Source organism: Ruegeria sp. E8 (genome assembly GCF_056533985.1).
Genome location: NZ_JBQFOY010000006.1, coordinates 130,572 through 144,060 on the forward strand (window position 1 = coordinate 130,572; position 13,489 = coordinate 144,060).

At 56.9% G+C, this 13,489-nt stretch carries 24 protein-coding genes; 2 read left to right on the forward strand and 22 right to left on the reverse strand.

What is annotated here, in order from left to right; all coding sequences use genetic code 11:
* Positions 1-101 precede the first annotated feature (101 nt).
* Complete coding sequence (locus ACR0LF_RS10435; protein WP_480578390.1) at positions 102-767, forward strand: NnrU family protein; 666 nt, start codon at positions 102-104, stop codon at positions 765-767.
* 70 nt (positions 768-837) lie between these two features.
* Positions 838-1,359, forward strand: a complete 522-nt coding sequence (locus tag ACR0LF_RS10440; RefSeq protein ID WP_480578392.1) for a DUF2478 domain-containing protein — start codon at positions 838-840, stop codon at positions 1,357-1,359.
* A gap of 71 nt (positions 1,360-1,430) precedes the next feature.
* Here ACR0LF_RS10440 and ACR0LF_RS10445 read toward each other — a convergent pair whose 3' ends face one another.
* From ACR0LF_RS10445 to ACR0LF_RS10550, 22 genes are all read right to left on the reverse strand, one after another.
* Positions 1,431-2,105 (reverse strand): hypothetical protein, encoded by a 675-nt coding sequence (locus ACR0LF_RS10445; RefSeq protein WP_480578394.1) that lies wholly within the window; start codon positions 2,103-2,105, stop codon positions 1,431-1,433.
* Positions 2,106-2,356: 251 nt separating this feature from the next.
* Positions 2,357-3,415: a hypothetical protein gene (locus ACR0LF_RS10450; protein ID WP_480578396.1), complete on the reverse strand. Its 1,059-nt coding sequence runs from the start codon at positions 3,413-3,415 to the stop codon at positions 2,357-2,359.
* A gap of 436 nt (positions 3,416-3,851) precedes the next feature.
* Positions 3,852-4,055, reverse strand: coding sequence for a hypothetical protein (locus ACR0LF_RS10455; RefSeq protein WP_480856304.1), 204 nt, complete (start codon positions 4,053-4,055; stop codon positions 3,852-3,854).
* Between the two features lie 28 nt (positions 4,056-4,083).
* A complete protein-coding gene (locus tag ACR0LF_RS10460; protein ID WP_480578400.1) occupies positions 4,084-4,512 on the reverse strand; it encodes a YopX family protein in 429 nt (142 codons plus the stop codon).
* Entirely contained in the window at positions 4,513-4,677 is a 165-nt protein-coding gene (locus ACR0LF_RS10465) for a hypothetical protein (protein ID WP_480578402.1), read from the reverse strand.
* Positions 4,674-5,075, reverse strand: coding sequence for a hypothetical protein (locus ACR0LF_RS10470; protein WP_480578404.1), 402 nt, complete (start codon positions 5,073-5,075; stop codon positions 4,674-4,676). Before ACR0LF_RS10470 ends, ACR0LF_RS10465 begins: the two co-directional genes overlap by 4 nt.
* Positions 5,072-5,467, reverse strand: a complete 396-nt coding sequence (locus tag ACR0LF_RS10475; RefSeq protein WP_480578406.1) for a hypothetical protein — start codon at positions 5,465-5,467, stop codon at positions 5,072-5,074. Before ACR0LF_RS10475 ends, ACR0LF_RS10470 begins: the two co-directional genes overlap by 4 nt.
* Before the next feature lie 141 nt (positions 5,468-5,608).
* Positions 5,609-6,376: a hypothetical protein gene (locus tag ACR0LF_RS10480; protein ID WP_480578408.1), complete on the reverse strand. Its 768-nt coding sequence runs from the start codon at positions 6,374-6,376 to the stop codon at positions 5,609-5,611.
* Entirely contained in the window at positions 6,376-7,881 is a 1,506-nt protein-coding gene (locus ACR0LF_RS10485; protein WP_480578410.1) for a DNA cytosine methyltransferase, read from the reverse strand. Before ACR0LF_RS10485 ends, ACR0LF_RS10480 begins: the two co-directional genes overlap by 1 nt.
* Positions 7,878-8,306 (reverse strand): ASCH domain-containing protein, encoded by a 429-nt coding sequence (locus tag ACR0LF_RS10490; RefSeq protein ID WP_480578412.1) that lies wholly within the window; start codon positions 8,304-8,306, stop codon positions 7,878-7,880. The genes ACR0LF_RS10485 and ACR0LF_RS10490 overlap by 4 nt, the downstream gene beginning before the upstream one ends.
* Entirely contained in the window at positions 8,303-8,791 is a 489-nt protein-coding gene (locus ACR0LF_RS10495) for a DNA N-6-adenine-methyltransferase (protein ID WP_480578414.1), read from the reverse strand. The genes ACR0LF_RS10490 and ACR0LF_RS10495 overlap by 4 nt, the downstream gene beginning before the upstream one ends.
* 65 nt (positions 8,792-8,856) lie before the next feature.
* Positions 8,857-9,162 (reverse strand): hypothetical protein, encoded by a 306-nt coding sequence (locus ACR0LF_RS10500; RefSeq protein WP_480578415.1) that lies wholly within the window; start codon positions 9,160-9,162, stop codon positions 8,857-8,859.
* 57 nt (positions 9,163-9,219) lie between these two features.
* The gene (locus ACR0LF_RS10505) at positions 9,220-9,483 is read right to left on the reverse strand and encodes a hypothetical protein (RefSeq protein WP_480578417.1); all 264 of its coding nucleotides are present in this window, start codon (positions 9,481-9,483) and stop codon (positions 9,220-9,222) included.
* A gap of 16 nt (positions 9,484-9,499) precedes the next feature.
* Positions 9,500-9,700 (reverse strand): hypothetical protein, encoded by a 201-nt coding sequence (locus ACR0LF_RS10510; protein WP_480578419.1) that lies wholly within the window; start codon positions 9,698-9,700, stop codon positions 9,500-9,502.
* A gap of 25 nt (positions 9,701-9,725) precedes the next feature.
* Positions 9,726-10,100, reverse strand: a complete 375-nt coding sequence (locus ACR0LF_RS10515) for a nuclease domain-containing protein (RefSeq protein WP_480578421.1) — start codon at positions 10,098-10,100, stop codon at positions 9,726-9,728.
* Positions 10,097-10,396, reverse strand: coding sequence for a hypothetical protein (locus tag ACR0LF_RS10520; protein WP_480578423.1), 300 nt, complete (start codon positions 10,394-10,396; stop codon positions 10,097-10,099). The genes ACR0LF_RS10515 and ACR0LF_RS10520 overlap by 4 nt, the downstream gene beginning before the upstream one ends.
* Positions 10,393-10,722, reverse strand: coding sequence for a hypothetical protein (locus tag ACR0LF_RS10525; RefSeq protein ID WP_480578425.1), 330 nt, complete (start codon positions 10,720-10,722; stop codon positions 10,393-10,395). The genes ACR0LF_RS10520 and ACR0LF_RS10525 overlap by 4 nt, the downstream gene beginning before the upstream one ends.
* Positions 10,719-11,555: a hypothetical protein gene (locus ACR0LF_RS10530; RefSeq protein WP_480578427.1), complete on the reverse strand. Its 837-nt coding sequence runs from the start codon at positions 11,553-11,555 to the stop codon at positions 10,719-10,721. The genes ACR0LF_RS10525 and ACR0LF_RS10530 overlap by 4 nt, the downstream gene beginning before the upstream one ends.
* A 15-nt stretch (positions 11,556-11,570) precedes the next feature.
* Positions 11,571-12,557, reverse strand: coding sequence for a PD-(D/E)XK nuclease-like domain-containing protein (locus tag ACR0LF_RS10535; protein ID WP_480578429.1), 987 nt, complete (start codon positions 12,555-12,557; stop codon positions 11,571-11,573).
* Between the two features lie 112 nt (positions 12,558-12,669).
* Positions 12,670-12,975 carry a hypothetical protein gene (locus ACR0LF_RS10540; RefSeq protein ID WP_480578430.1) on the reverse strand — a complete coding sequence of 102 codons (306 nt, stop codon included), beginning with the start codon at positions 12,973-12,975 and terminating at the stop codon, positions 12,670-12,672.
* A complete protein-coding gene (locus tag ACR0LF_RS10545) occupies positions 12,972-13,169 on the reverse strand; it encodes a hypothetical protein (protein ID WP_480578432.1) in 198 nt (65 codons plus the stop codon). The genes ACR0LF_RS10540 and ACR0LF_RS10545 overlap by 4 nt, the downstream gene beginning before the upstream one ends.
* Positions 13,170-13,285: 116 nt before the next feature.
* Positions 13,286-13,459: a hypothetical protein gene (locus tag ACR0LF_RS10550; protein WP_480578434.1), complete on the reverse strand. Its 174-nt coding sequence runs from the start codon at positions 13,457-13,459 to the stop codon at positions 13,286-13,288.
* Positions 13,460-13,489 lie beyond the last annotated feature (30 nt).

Sequence of the window (13,489 nt, forward strand, 5' to 3'; positions counted from 1 at the left end):
GGGCAGGGGCAGCATATCTGCCCCTGCGCCACACTTGATTTCGAACAAGGAAGCCGCCGCCATCCTGATCTAGACCGATCCCAACATATTCGGAGATCACCATGACCGGTTGGGTCCTATTCCTTGCGGCGCTTATCACCTTCTTGCTCAGCCACGCGATTCCGGTTCGGCCTGCCGTGCGCGGCTGGCTGATCGAAACACTCGGGCGCAGGGGTTATTTCACAGCCTATTCGATCCTGTCGTTGGCTGTCCTGGCCTGGCTGATCATAGCCGCCGCAAACGCCCCTCATGTCGAGGTCATCCCGCCATTCACTCTTTTCCGCTGGGCACCGGTTTTGATCATGCCCGTGGTCTGCTGGCTGGCTGTTGCCGGCCTCACCATTCAGAACCCGTTCTCATTCGGGGGGCTGGGTAACCGCCCCTTTGATCCGGAACAGCCCGGTATCCTGCGCACCACCCGCCACCCGATTCTGGCCGCACTGATGTTATGGACGGTGGCGCATCTGCTGGCGAATGGCAGTCTGTCCCATGTGATCCTGTTTGGTCTGTTTGCCGGTTTCGCGGCGATGGGCATGGCTCTGATCGACCGGCGCAAATCCCGAGAAATGGGCATTGAATGGGTTCGGTTGTCCCGCAACACTGCCCGTTTTTCACTCCGCGCGCCGCGTCCCTGGCCACGCCCCTGGGTCTGGCTGGCCGCGTTTGCGGCATACGCGGTTCTGCTTCACCTGCACGCACCTTTGATCGGTCTCTCGCCGCTTCCATGACGGGGGGAGTGGTCGGGCGGCACCTTGCGTGCTATTTGAAACGTCACAAACGATTTACAAGAGGTCCAAGATGCATCTGGCCTATGTCACCACCACTGACCGCGGCGCCACGGATCGCCTGCTGAGCGCCGTAGCCGAGCGCCTGCTGGCGTCGGGCGCGAAGCTGGCCGGTGTCGTGCAAACAAACACCGAATGCGCCGACAGCAGCAAATGCGATATGGATGTGCGTGTGCTGCCTGATGGCGAAACCATCCGCATCTCGCAATCTCTGGGCACTCAATCGCGCGGCTGCCGTCTGGACCCGGCGGCGCTGGAACAGGCGGTGGGGTACGTGACAGCCTCGCTTGTGGATACGCCCCAATTGCTGATCATCAACAAATTCGGCAAGCACGAATCCGACGGTCGCGGGTTCCGCCCCGTGATCGGCGAAGCGCTGGCGATGGACATCCCTGTGCTGGTCGGGGTGAACGGATTGAACGCAGAGAAATTCCAGACCTTCTCCGACGGCGCTGCAGAAAATTTGCCAGCGGATCTGGATGCAATTCAGGCCTGGTTCGAAAGGGTCTCAGCACTGCGCCCGGCAGCGGAATAGGCACATCAAAACGCAAAAAAAACGGCGCTGAGAAATATTCAGCGCCGTTTTTCTTTTGGTATTGGCCGCGACTAGGTTGTCTTAAACCGACGATACCCGAACAGGCCCAAGACGGCCCCGATCAAAAGCAAACCGCTTGCCGGCAGGGGAACCGGTGCGACCTGCAAATTGTCCACATTGAACTCGCCACACCATTGGTTGCACCAAACCGTGTTTGACCCGAGTCCAAAGGGCGATTTGACTGCATTTGGTACGTTCAACGTTATCAGCAGTTGATCGATGGCTGTGAACCCACTGGAAAAACCAAAAGTGTTCAAAGCTGTCGGTCCGAACGTCTGCGTTGCAACCGTGGCACCGTTCAGGAGGCCCGAAAATGTCAGGGTAGGCACGGGCGCTGAGCCCGCGACCAGCCATTGATTGTAAGCCTGCGTGCCAAGCGCGGGGGCTGGACCTGCCCCTGTCATGAACACTCGTGACAACCCCCACAGATCGACGGATTGCACCGTGAATTTCGTTCCGTTTACGGCCTGCACCACAGTTGACAGAACGCCGTTGTCGTCATGGAGGTTAATATGATTGCCAAAGTTGTAGACCGCGGCATAGTCAAAGGTGAAACCTTGGCTGGTTCCCTGATATGTTGTCAGGCCGCTTTGGGGATCATTTGGAAAATTATTATCAAAAGTGATCGTCAGCGCATTCGCCGCGCCTGCGACACACACGGCAATAGCCGCCAGTATCAATCTCATAACAAGTCCCTCGCAAATACGTTATCAGACTAGCGTTCCATGCTCTGTTTCGCAACTTTTACGAGTCTTTGTGGACCTCAGTGCGCGTATTCCCGCAAACGGAAACGCCTTGGCAGAGCGTGCCGACCATCTTTGAAACCTGTAGGAAAGATGGTGGGCGACCCTGGAATCGAACCAGGCGTGCGTCTCCGCGAGGGAGTTACAGTTTCATAAATCTCTTTTTGTTTCAGGCTCGTGGTATTCATATTTTCCTACTGGCGACTCTTCTGGCGCAGATTGACTACCTTATTGGCAGCCGCTGATCTGGCCCTGACATAACGGTCCGTGGTGGATACCATCTTGTGTTGAGCTGCATCGCGTAGGGTCATTGGTTCAACCAAGTCCTTGCCCTCGGTGATACCGCCGGAACGGTTGTCCGATAGACGCAGATCATTGGGCAGGTCTTTGTGGTCCCTGACGATGGCTTTGAATTGCTTGGTCAGCTTGTCGCTGCGCGGGGGCAACCCATCGTCCATCTTGATAACGGGACCAACGCGCTGTTCCTCCGGAATAGCCAGAAGACGCCGGCGGATATCCGGGACATCAGTCAGATCGAAGGTGTAGGGCTCGGGCAGGGACTTCACGGTCTTGCTGATCACCTTGTCAAAGCTGGACACATCCGGGGAGATCATCTCCCATGTGAGACCCTTGACCCAGCGCTTAACCGTTCCTCTGTATTCGAACAGGATACCGCCCGCGCCATCTTCTGCGGGTTCCCATTCCCCGTAGATATCGACTCCACGCAGCATGAACTCGAACCGTAGAAGGACGGAGAGGGCCAGTTGAGACCAGCCGCGCTTGTCGGCTTCTGCCACCACCGTTTCCACCTGATCCCAGGTTATAGCCTGAGCGCGTGGGGCAGGGGCTTGGATACGCATTTCCCCGCGGATGGTTTTGATCCTGATGCAGTGGGCTTGAGTATCGGGATCACCGGCTTTGATCCCGTGGCTGACCACGATCATGAAGTGGGTGAACCATTTGCTGATGAAGTCCACGGATCTGGGCGATGGCTTACCATCGACCTCACGCTCTAGCATGTTCTTGCGCCATTCCATCAGGCACTCGAAGTCTGTTTTGCTGATAAGCACCTCACCAATGGCATTCTCCAGCCGCTTCATCCATTCCTTGTATTTCTTGCGGGTGGATGGCTGGACATCATTGATAGCGCTGTATTCGTCGCTGACATATCGGCCTATCAACCAGCCCCAGGTTCCGGGCGTACGGCCGTTCTTTTGGACTTCATACCATTCCAGCATTTCTCTGGTGAGCATTCGGCATTGGCGGGCTCGTTCCTGATCAAGTCCATCGCCCTCAGTGCCTTGCAATGGGTATGTCTTGATCGCGTATCCGGCGTCTAAGTATTTTTTTGGAGGGCGCCAGAAGTATTTCCCTCGGTCTTTGCGGTGCTTCAAACACGGCGCATAGTCTGGTTCTGAATCGTCAAAGAGACTTTCCCTAAAATGCATTTTTGTTTCCTCTGTTGGTTTCCGACAACCGCTCGGGACGCGCCTCCTTTCTTGTGTTTCGCTCGCGCGCCCAATCCTCAATACCCGGACGATACCGCATTCCCAGCGCAACGTCCTCCCTAGGCAGACCGAACTGCCGCTCCAAAGCCTCAACGTTGGCCTTAAACCACGCGAACGACACCCCAAGAAACTTGGCGGTGTCTTTGTCGTTTAAGTAGAGCGGGGACATGGGGGCGGGGCCTTAGGATGATTTCTGTTCGGTCATGTACCAGTCCACAATTTGATTGAACTGGTGGGTTGGAATGGTCACCCAACTGCCGCCACCGGGAACGTGCAAAGATACGTGGTCACCGTTATGAAGGATTGACCATTCCTCAGCGTTGCCGTGGTTGTCGCTTTCCATTTTTAGAAATTGGTCTGTGTGAGTTACATCGCGTGGTCGCATCCGTCCGTTCCTCTCTATCCGTTCTCTCTCAACTCGTGGGGGTGGCAAGCAATTCGGGGTTCTGGTGGATATTGCCCGCGACCTCCAAATCGGTGCGCTCTTCAATGTAAGCCCCGAGCATGTCGCCGCTGGCTCTACCCCGAACCCGGTCGCTCACGACGTGTAGGAAGACATGCCAACAAGCGGCTTCTTCGAACCAAGCCACCTCACCCAGATAGTTCCGGCCTTCTTCGGTGTAAAAAGGGTAACCTTTGGTCTCAACGATATCCCCCTCGTAAATCTCAACACCATTGCAATCCTTTAGGCCGGTGAACTGCATGACATCCCAGCCAGTCGGCTCCGGCGCGTCATATGCAAATTGCCAGAAGGTGCTTCCTCCATAGCTGGAAAGCATCATATTCGGGCTTGCGGGGCGCATCTCTTTACCGTCCCAGGCTCTGAACTTTATCTCCCGCATTTAATCCTCCTCCTCTTCCCACTCCGGCTTAGGCAGGGTCACTTCCACCTTGCGGGCGTTGCTGCTGTTGGTCTGCGCCGTGGCTATCTTGGTCCGCATAGAAGGCGGGTTGTGACGCGGACGGTGCAGGTTCATCGGGCGCTGGTAGTGGGCGTGGTTGGTCATTGGCACGCCTCGAAAATCATGGTGTGAAGATCAGCAGAGGAACGGTTCGGCCCTTCCAATCTCCACCAGCGGTAAAGGTCGGATGTCCCGCAATCCATGTCGTACAGTTCGCGGCCGCGCAGCCACTTGAGGAAATCGACCATCCACCAACCGGGGGTCTTTCCCTTTTCCCAGATCACATATCGGTTCCAGCACCAGTTACCGAACCAGTCTTTAGACTGTTCAATTGGCCAGACCTTACCGGACAACCGAAAATTGGAGCCGTTGTTCAGCAGTACAAAGGTAGGTGCAGGATCGCGGCGGGCTTCGAATTCACAGATGCCAAGCTGAAGGCGTTCGGCACGGTGATTGAACAGGCCGTTGTCGGGATCGTTGCAGCAAACGTCGAGGGCTATCATCCTTTTCCCTCCAGTGCTGCGCGGGGCTCATGGCAGTAACGGACGCCTCGCAGGCTTTCGCCGCAGCCTGAGCAATATTTGTACTTGCCCTGAGACATGACCGTGTGTTCGCCACCGTTGTTGGCATCGCACCCGCCACCCAATCGGCGCTCCAGCTCCGCAATACGTGCCTGTGCGGCTTCGAGGTGGGATTGGATGGTGTCGCGTTCGGATGCCAGCGCCCCAATCATGTCGGCTGCGTCTTTGCATGACGCGACAATTGGATTTCCCCACCCCTGAAAGCGATGTGTTGATAGATGTGCAGCAGAAGCTAAAACTGACCCTTGAACTCGTTGTGCTTCCTTTGTCTGCGTGTTCACTAACCGCTCTGGCGCTGTACTGTCATTGGTCATGGGGTGGGGTCCTCCGCTTGGGGGTGGCAGTGGCGAGCGCATCTCGGACCTTCTCGGCTCCAACTTCTTCGACAAGGATGCACATCAAGCCAATGAGCCAATACTCTGCGTGGCACTTCTTCCTGATATATGCAGCAAGCATCACTTATCCCCCGCCAGATCACGCAGGGCGGCGGTTATCTGACCATTGTTTCGGAATAGTCGCTCAGCCCAATCTCCATCGTGACAGTTGAAGCCGGTCTCTGCCGCGTCACAGACAATCTGACGTGTTTCTCGCAGCACCCGCGCAGCTTCCTTTACGCTAGGCTGTTCCGTGGCGGGGTGTTCGTAAACCGGGTTGGGAATTCCACCTACGGGATGGTTCCCACAACTCTTTGCCCCGCAGCCCTGACATTGTTCATCGTCTTCACAGTGGCAGACTATGCAGCCGCATGGCTGATTTCTGGCTAAGAAACGCTCCGAGCCCTTCCGCAGTTCGTCATCGTACTTGGCGATGGTCATAGGGTCGGTGTTCTCGAACTCCGGGGTGGGGGTGAGGGCGGACAGGATGCGGCGTTTGTGTAATTCTTCTGCGCCATCTTTCGCTTCATTCTCCGATCCAAATTTATCACCGGAATTTAGGCCAACTGTGAACTCGTCACCATTGATCGAAAAGCCCCACTGCCCGCTACGTAAGCCCAATTCGTATACATCGCTTACGGATTTTCCGATGTGTCCACGCCACTCCAAAGGCTTCACGGCAATCTCTTCCCGGCTGGCTGCGGGGCACGGTTTAAGCTGCTCCACACGGGCTGAGAGGGCGCGGAGCAACTGTTCTGTTCCATGCAACCCATGAAGGCGACACATCCCCGACGCTTTGTTAACCGCTTCTTTGCTGATATCTACGCTGTTGGTGGGTTCAGAAGGCATCAAACAAGCTCCCCTGTGTTGGGTGTTGAAAAGAACTCTTCCACCATTTCAATCCGGTCGAAGATGTATTCACCGCTGTTGACCGCCCATGAGTTGCCAAGCGCCTTGTAGCGGGGTCCATCTGGGCATTTTTCAGCAGGCTTGCCGCGCCACTCGATAGCGGTCCAACCATCCGGAAAGCCCATAAGTCGTTCGCACTCTGTGGGGGTCAGCCGGCGGACGGCCCAAGGCTGATCCTGAATGTAGTCGCCACCCTGATTGCCGCCGACAGGGCCACCAGCCATGAGGGGTTGCGAGACCTCGACAGAGCGGGCCTTGTAATCTTTGCCGCTGTTCTGGGGCATGATTGACCACGCCACGGCAGCATGACCGCCGGCGTTCTGGTGGCTCTGGTGATGGCCCATCGATCGCAAAGGCGGGTGTGATCCGTCCTCGGACACCTGAACCTCTGTTCCCTTGCAGTCGAAGGCGACGGCTTGTGTGGTTGTTCTGGCTTCAAGAGTGAAAGCGGCACCGTCCTGACGCACCCCAACGCCATCTGGGCCGGAGTTTGGGTTTTCACTGATAGCGCGTTCTTGAATGGCGACAGGAACGATAGGTGTTCCGCGGCCCGTCCCATCCTCGCTCGCGTCGAAGCCCTCGCCTTTCAGGGTGTGGGCGACCATCGTAAAGCCGTCAGCTCGGGAATAATCACCGGCGGTGGTTTCGAGACACGGCGCGGCGTCATGGGAGACGATGAAAGCCCCGTTGTTGTCTAGGTCTGTTGTCCTGAAACCACCGCTTTGAGAGCTACCTCCAAGGGTTCCGGCAACGTCTTTCCCCGCTTCTCGGCGCGGCGGAGGATTCCCGCGCAAGCTTTCGGTGTCAAATAGAACCGCTGCGGCACGGGTCCAGTCTCCAAGATATCCGACAAAGAACAGACGGTCCCGACGTTGGGGTACAGCGTATGGGAAGCCCGATGTTTGGATGTGTTGAGCGTCAAGATGGATGAACCCGCCATGATAGCCGAGTTCTGCCGCCCCGGCCATGAAGCACCAAAGCGCATGGTCTTCGACACTTGTGTATTCGTCAGTGACCACGATCTCTTCCCCGTCTCCGGGTCCGTTGTCACCGTCCAGGTCGATTCCCGGCGGACTCTGATCGGGAGCCTCGTGGGAAAGCGCCGATAGAACACCGGGGACGTTCTCCCAGACCAGCCAGCGGGGCTTATATCGCTCAGCAATGGCAAGATACGTGAGGGCGAGGTTTCCCCGCGGGTCAGCAAGGCCCTTTCGAAGGCCAGCGATGGAGAACGACTGACAGGGGGTTCCTCCACAGAGAACATCGATGTTTGCATCCGGCCATTCCTTGAATTTGGTCATGTCCCCGAGATTGGTGGCGTCGGGAAAGCGCTGTTTGAGAACCGCACAGGGGAACGGTTCGATCTCTGACTGATAGCGCCAGTCGATCCATGGGGCCGCATGTTCAGGTGCCCCGATGCCACTGCAAACAGTCATGCCGATCATACCGCCCCCCGTTCCAGGTTCTTGCGCCAGCGGAACAGGCCGAGAGCGCCTTTAACGGGGATGAAGGGAACGGGTTGCACGTTGCGGAGAACAAGGCCGTAGGGACCGAAGAACCAAGGGCTGTCGCTTGTCTCGATGCAGTCCACGATTTCTGCGGTGCCGATGATGCCGCCGCGAACGTCCCCACCATTGCAGAATTGAGCAATCCAGCGCCAGCAATCGTCAGGGAAGTGTGCTTTGACCAGATCAGCAAATGGATCATAGTCTTGGTCTTTCATCGCAAGACTCGCATGGATGCAGATCGGCCCGCGATAGTGGAACCGGCGCGGACGGTTCTCGATATCCTTCCCCGCGTTCAGTATGGCCCAAGCCCATGGCTGGCGGATCGACAAGGCGCGCTCGGGGAGGGTGGTGAGGTCGGTCATGATGCGACCCCAACGAAAACCTGCCCCAGATCTGAGGCCCGCAAGAGCGAAGACGCAGCACGGCGACCGCAGGCGATCAACGTTGTTCCGTCACCGGGTTGTTCACCGCGCGTGCCGTCAGGAAGTTCGAACTTGATCTTCGGGGATACGAACAAGATGGCATCGGATCTTGGCGCAAATTCCTGCCACCACGGCGCAGATGTACGATCTGGCAACAACGCAATTCCGTTCCCATGATCGAAGAAGCGGGTTAGCCAGTGACGCTTGGTCGATTGATGCCCGTAGGGTGGATTCATCCAGACGAAACCGTACCAGTTCCGGCGCAGACCATTGTCGATCTGATGGTACCAGTTCCAGCAAGGAACATGGGTGTCACCATCGGCAGGCGCAGCAACATCCAGATCGAACCTCTCGCCTAGCGCTTCGAAGACATAGGCGGGTGTAATCCAGTCATCGCGCCGCTTTTTTGGCTGGTGCGCCCTCATCCCTCTCCCCCCATCATCGCTGCGGGGGCGGTCCATATGTTGGTCTGCTGGGTCATGGGCGGGCCTTACTGATTGAAAATGGGTCTAGTGTCGCGAACCACGAACATGCGGCATCGCTTTGCTCTCGGGTCCTCCAAGGCGGGTCGTGGCACACCCCATTTGCGAAAGAAGGCATCAACTTGAGCATCTGATGCTGGGCGCTTGCCGCAGGAAAGTGACGCCTCGCAGTGCCCGTCGGGGTTCAATGTGATGACGAAGAAAGTAGAACCGAGATGGCCCGCCATCACTCGTCCGCCTTCATTGTAAAAAGGGAGTTCCGTGATGCTGGGGTCTGCCAATGACTCAAGCGGCGATAGGTCTATTTCTTTCATCCGTCTCTCCTTTCTCCCGTTCCCGCCTCACTAAACGGGAAGGGGGTTGCTGGGTGGTCAGTCGATTTTGCTGATGAGGGCGGCATCCTTCGAGGCGTCCAATGCAGAGACGGCAGACACGAACTCCTGCACGTTCCTTTCAGCGTTTTGAGCAATCTCGTCGGCGCAAAGGTCCAGCATCCTGCGCATGGTCTCTTCGCCTAGAACGCACTCCACAGTGGATTCTTCGCTTTCCAGTTTGACCACGGCGCGCAGTGGATTCTTTGGCCCGACCTTTGCCCAAGTGTTGGTTGGCTGGATTACCAATGACGTCAGCTTCATATCTCTCTCCTGTTCGTTACTGGTTGCTGTCCGGATCCGGATGCCACGGGCGGGCCAGATCGATCATGAGAACGCCTTGCGGACGGGCCTGAGGTCTGGGGGATTCCGTGACCGCTGTGACCGGCTGTTCCTTGGGTTCGCAGTCGTTGATTGAACCGCAGGGCGAGACGTACGGCGCGCAGGTGGTGAGAAGCAGCAGGGGGAGTGTCTTGTGCATGTGATCGTCCTCTATCTTCGTTGGTTCAAATGAATTTGCCGTCGGGGATCGTGATGATGTCGGCCGACAGCAAAAGGGCGTGTGTTTCGGTAAGAGCGTGAAGCAGTCGTTGGGCGAGCATTGCCGGGTATTTCTCTTCCAGCAGCCGCAGGTTGGATCGATCAACACCATCAAGGATTGCGTGACAGCCACCGCATCCGAAGGCGACGGCCATGTCCGTGACCTTGGTTCCCACACCTTTGCCCCAGATCGGTAGGTGACAGGCAACGGTTGTTTCCTGTGACCAGCAGCGTTGACCCAGCAGGGAACAGATCCGCAGCGTGCAAGGCGCACCGTTGGCGGCGGCCATGATTGCCTCGGACCTGATCTTGGGGAGCATATGCGGGTTGTAGTGGATCACGGCTTGCCACCCATCCCGCAATAGCCTCGGCGGGGTATGTGAACGCCATACTTCTCGGGGTCTTTTGAAACGTTGGCTGTGGCCTTCTTCTGAAAACACTTGGCCTCTCGCCCCTTGCCCTCGTCTTGAGCCAGACAGGCCATTTCCCTTTGGATGGCGGATACATAGGTCGGTTCCGATGCTGGTACCGGAAGCATTTCCTCCCGATACAGGGCACAGTCGGAGCCCCTGCACGTGGATTTCAGGTCTTTGTCACCAAAGGTGCGGGCGAGGGGGCAGAGCTTGTCGGTGATCATGCTCGGCCCTCCGGCTTTACAGCCAGAAGCTTGGCATATGCGGCCATCCGCTTGAACGCTTCTGTCTGGGCGGCGCGCAGTTCGTCAGTGACTTCGCCATCTTTGAACTGTCCGACAACCGCGTCGGAGTATTCGAATGCAGCTTCACCGCCGATGTAGACCAGACCGCGAACCGCACCTTGATAGATCATCGCCAGTGCAGAGATCGGAGACATGCGCTGAGATCTGATGATATGGTCAGCGGCACCCCGGATTACATCGTCTATCATGCTAGCGAAGTCTTCGGCCTGCTTGGGGTCATCCATACTGATAAATGGTCGGTTCATCCCTCGGCCTCCGCGTTCAGGTTGGATTGCTGCTTGAACCCGGCCAGCCAATGAGCGCGCTTCATGATGTCGTCATACGGACAGTCTGCCGCCGTCTTCTCTTCGTTGGCAGCGGTCACACCCTCTGCAAACTCAAGTTCTGACGGATCAATCAGCGGCTCATCCTGGCTTTCCTCTTCGGCTGGAAGGATTTCACCATCGATGGGCTGGCCGGGTTCCTGCTCGGGCGGTTCTGCCGCCTCGTTCTGCTGTTGCAGGCGTTGTGCAAGGTTCTGGGATGCCTCATCGGCTTCTTGGGCACGCTTTTTCAGGTCTTCCATATGCGGCCGCAAAAGATCGCGATGCCGCTTGCCTTCGGGGCTGTTCCAAAACTCTGTAAAAGCGTCCTTGCCTTTGTCCGCTTGTTCTCTGGCGCGCAACAAGACCTCTTCGTTTTGATTGGCTGCCAGAGGTTTGACCACGTACTCGTTGCGACGGGCTCGGGTGGTGGTCAGCATCAATGATTGAGCGCGCTCGATATTGCTCATGTGGCTGATACGAATGCCGCCAACTTTGATCCCACCGAATTTCACTTCGGGATCGTTGTAGAGCGTCATGGATCTACCGGGGTATTTGGCTCCGTCCGGCCCCCAAACCTGAACCATGACCCGCCGCATAGACAGGCAAGGCTTGTACGGTTTGCCGTTGTCGCCTTCAAAGAAGATGGAAACGGGTTGGTCAGCGTTTTCCTGACCTTGGACGCGTGTAACCGTGATCGTTTTGGGGCCTGCTATAAGATCGTCGGCGTTCAACTGGTCACTTTTCGGCGCGATAGTTTGTGAGAGATCAGTCACAGGTGTTTCCTCTCGTTAAATGTTGGGGAGTTCGCCAGCGGCTTGCAGATCAGACAGCCGCTCGGTCATCGAAGGGGGGAATTCATAAGTGAGGAGTTCAGCGCCGACGCCGGGCCAATCACCCGTATCGAGACCGTGTTTGATCTTGTTCAGCCCGTCCCGGATCAGAACGCGCGACCAGTGCAACGTATCGGCCTCAACAATGGTCGGAATAACTTCGTAAGGTGCCGAAGACTGGCACATCACCAACCCACATCGTTTGGCAGTCGTGCCGAATACCTGCTCGGCGCCCATGACACCCATTTCCATTTGAAGTGGGTATCCGAATTCTGTGATCGATCGTTGAGCAGCTAGGCGAAGGTTCTTTCCTTTGGGCGCAAAGGTCTTCAAATCACCGAAGTCGTAGCCGTTGGTGGGGATGCAATCGACGCGGGACTTAAGCCAAAGGCCGGTGATCTCGTCCTGCCAAATCAGCGAGACCTCAACCAAATCGGACTTGAGAATTTCGACCGCCAGCGGATTGGCGTTGAGATTTTCCGCCATGTATATGATCTTCTCGACCTGCTCTTCCTTGAGCAGCAGACGGCCGTTGGCCTTCTTGTCGAACTCGGCCCAATATTCGCCGCCTTCCTTGGCTGCATCGGACCATTCGCCATCCCGCTCATAGTTCTTGATCTGAACAGATGTCGGTCGGCGGGGCGCATCCTTATCCACGTAGATGAAGTGTTCGTCAAAGACCTCATCACCCAGGATCAGAGAGTGAGCGGCTTTACCGAGGATTAGGCTGTCGCTGTCGTCTTTCTTGGGGTAGCGGTTCGGGTTGCCGTCAAAGGTCTTCCAAAACGCATGAGGGCTTTCCAGAGCGGCCTTGCGGATGCCGGTAGAGGACACAGACGTACCGGGACATACCTCTTGGCTGTGGTAGTGCTTCATGCTCATGCGGTAAGCACCGGGGCCGGGTACGGTCTCTCCGTCAGCGATATCGGTGATGATCAGGCTCATGTGTTTCCGTTTCGAAAGGGGCGGGCGGTCATCATGGGGGGAGCCAAATGAACCGCCCGCCAGTTGCGCGAAGGGGGACAGTGCTTCGAGGCGAAGACCTTCGCGGGGGAAATCAGTTGATCAGGTTCACCCAGAGCAGGGTGCCGATACCGGCGCCGACAAAGGCGAAGAGGACGCGCTGCAGGGCTCTAAGGGTGGCTTTGGTGGCCTCTCGGTAGTCTTCCCATGCGTCGATATCGTCGGGATCGGGATCAAAGATTTGGAATTGGGGAGGGTGCTTGCCACCTGGGGGGTTATTGGAAGCACCCTCAGACGCGCTTGTAGTTTTGGAAACAAACAGCGCGTGTTCCGACCCGTTGTGAGTGGTGACTGGTGGGTTATCGGGGTCGGGGTTAAGGGATGAGGCGATATTGGTCATGACGCATCCTGTTCGATACGTTCCACGGTGATCACGTCGCCGTTTTCGTTGGTGAAGGTTCCAGACACCGGGGCATCATCCGCCATGGGGAGAATGAGCTTGTGGGTGTCGTGCTTGTCTGGGGTCGTGGCCGGAGCGTTGTCGAAGTATTCGAACGATCCGTCATAGCCACCGTACAGTGTGATGGTATCCATTTGTCTCCCCTCAAATTGATTGGCTGAAATCGGGTGGTTCTGCGGCCCGTACGGATCCAAGTTTTCAGGATCACGCAGGGCGAAGACGTCGCTTTGAACCAAGGCGTCCATGGCGATCACTCCGCTGCAATTTTTTTGGAGACACGGACGCTACTGACACCGCTGCCGCCACACAGATAGCAGGGCTCGGTGACGTTCGCGCCGGTCGGGCTGGCGTAGCTCTGCACACCGCTGCCTTTACACATCCGGCAGAAGTCGTTGGGGTCCGTGATGTAGGAATGTTCCGACATTGATGCCTCCTGTTTGTGCCCCGCGATCTG

What these genes read in the sequence shown, in the direction of transcription:
- ACR0LF_RS10480 (WP_480578408.1), bottom strand. Translation starts at nt 6,376, where the DNA reads ATGCCTTCTGAACCCACCAACAGCGTAGATATCAGCAAAGAAGCGGTT.
- ACR0LF_RS10475 (WP_480578406.1), bottom strand. Translation starts at nt 5,467, where the DNA reads ATGACCAATGACAGTACAGCGCCAGAGCGGTTAGTGAACACGCAGACA.
- ACR0LF_RS10445 (WP_480578394.1), bottom strand. Translation starts at nt 2,105, where the DNA reads ATGAGATTGATACTGGCGGCTATTGCCGTGTGTGTCGCAGGCGCGGCG.
- ACR0LF_RS10545 (WP_480578432.1), bottom strand. Translation starts at nt 13,169, where the DNA reads ATGGATACCATCACACTGTACGGTGGCTATGACGGATCGTTCGAATAC.
- ACR0LF_RS10500 (WP_480578415.1), bottom strand. Translation starts at nt 9,162, where the DNA reads ATGAAAGAAATAGACCTATCGCCGCTTGAGTCATTGGCAGACCCCAGC.
- ACR0LF_RS10520 (WP_480578423.1), bottom strand. Translation starts at nt 10,396, where the DNA reads ATGATCACCGACAAGCTCTGCCCCCTCGCCCGCACCTTTGGTGACAAA.
- ACR0LF_RS10525 (WP_480578425.1), bottom strand. Translation starts at nt 10,722, where the DNA reads ATGAACCGACCATTTATCAGTATGGATGACCCCAAGCAGGCCGAAGAC.
- ACR0LF_RS10470 (WP_480578404.1), bottom strand. Translation starts at nt 5,075, where the DNA reads ATGATAGCCCTCGACGTTTGCTGCAACGATCCCGACAACGGCCTGTTC.
- ACR0LF_RS10505 (WP_480578417.1), bottom strand. Translation starts at nt 9,483, where the DNA reads ATGAAGCTGACGTCATTGGTAATCCAGCCAACCAACACTTGGGCAAAG.
- ACR0LF_RS10535 (WP_480578429.1), bottom strand. Translation starts at nt 12,557, where the DNA reads ATGAGCCTGATCATCACCGATATCGCTGACGGAGAGACCGTACCCGGC.
- ACR0LF_RS10455 (WP_480856304.1), bottom strand. Translation starts at nt 4,055, where the DNA reads ATGCGACCACGCGATGTAACTCACACAGACCAATTTCTAAAAATGGAA.
- ACR0LF_RS10485 (WP_480578410.1), bottom strand. Translation starts at nt 7,881, where the DNA reads ATGATCGGCATGACTGTTTGCAGTGGCATCGGGGCACCTGAACATGCG.
- ACR0LF_RS10495 (WP_480578414.1), bottom strand. Translation starts at nt 8,791, where the DNA reads ATGAGGGCGCACCAGCCAAAAAAGCGGCGCGATGACTGGATTACACCC.
- ACR0LF_RS10460 (WP_480578400.1), bottom strand. Translation starts at nt 4,512, where the DNA reads ATGCGGGAGATAAAGTTCAGAGCCTGGGACGGTAAAGAGATGCGCCCC.
- ACR0LF_RS10435 (WP_480578390.1), top strand. Translation starts at nt 102, where the DNA reads ATGACCGGTTGGGTCCTATTCCTTGCGGCGCTTATCACCTTCTTGCTC.
- ACR0LF_RS10510 (WP_480578419.1), bottom strand. Translation starts at nt 9,700, where the DNA reads ATGCACAAGACACTCCCCCTGCTGCTTCTCACCACCTGCGCGCCGTAC.
- ACR0LF_RS10490 (WP_480578412.1), bottom strand. Translation starts at nt 8,306, where the DNA reads ATGACCGACCTCACCACCCTCCCCGAGCGCGCCTTGTCGATCCGCCAG.
- ACR0LF_RS10540 (WP_480578430.1), bottom strand. Translation starts at nt 12,975, where the DNA reads ATGACCAATATCGCCTCATCCCTTAACCCCGACCCCGATAACCCACCA.
- ACR0LF_RS10450 (WP_480578396.1), bottom strand. Translation starts at nt 3,415, where the DNA reads ATGCTCACCAGAGAAATGCTGGAATGGTATGAAGTCCAAAAGAACGGC.
- ACR0LF_RS10465 (WP_480578402.1), bottom strand. Translation starts at nt 4,677, where the DNA reads ATGACCAACCACGCCCACTACCAGCGCCCGATGAACCTGCACCGTCCG.
- ACR0LF_RS10550 (WP_480578434.1), bottom strand. Translation starts at nt 13,459, where the DNA reads ATGTCGGAACATTCCTACATCACGGACCCCAACGACTTCTGCCGGATG.
- ACR0LF_RS10440 (WP_480578392.1), top strand. Translation starts at nt 838, where the DNA reads ATGCATCTGGCCTATGTCACCACCACTGACCGCGGCGCCACGGATCGC.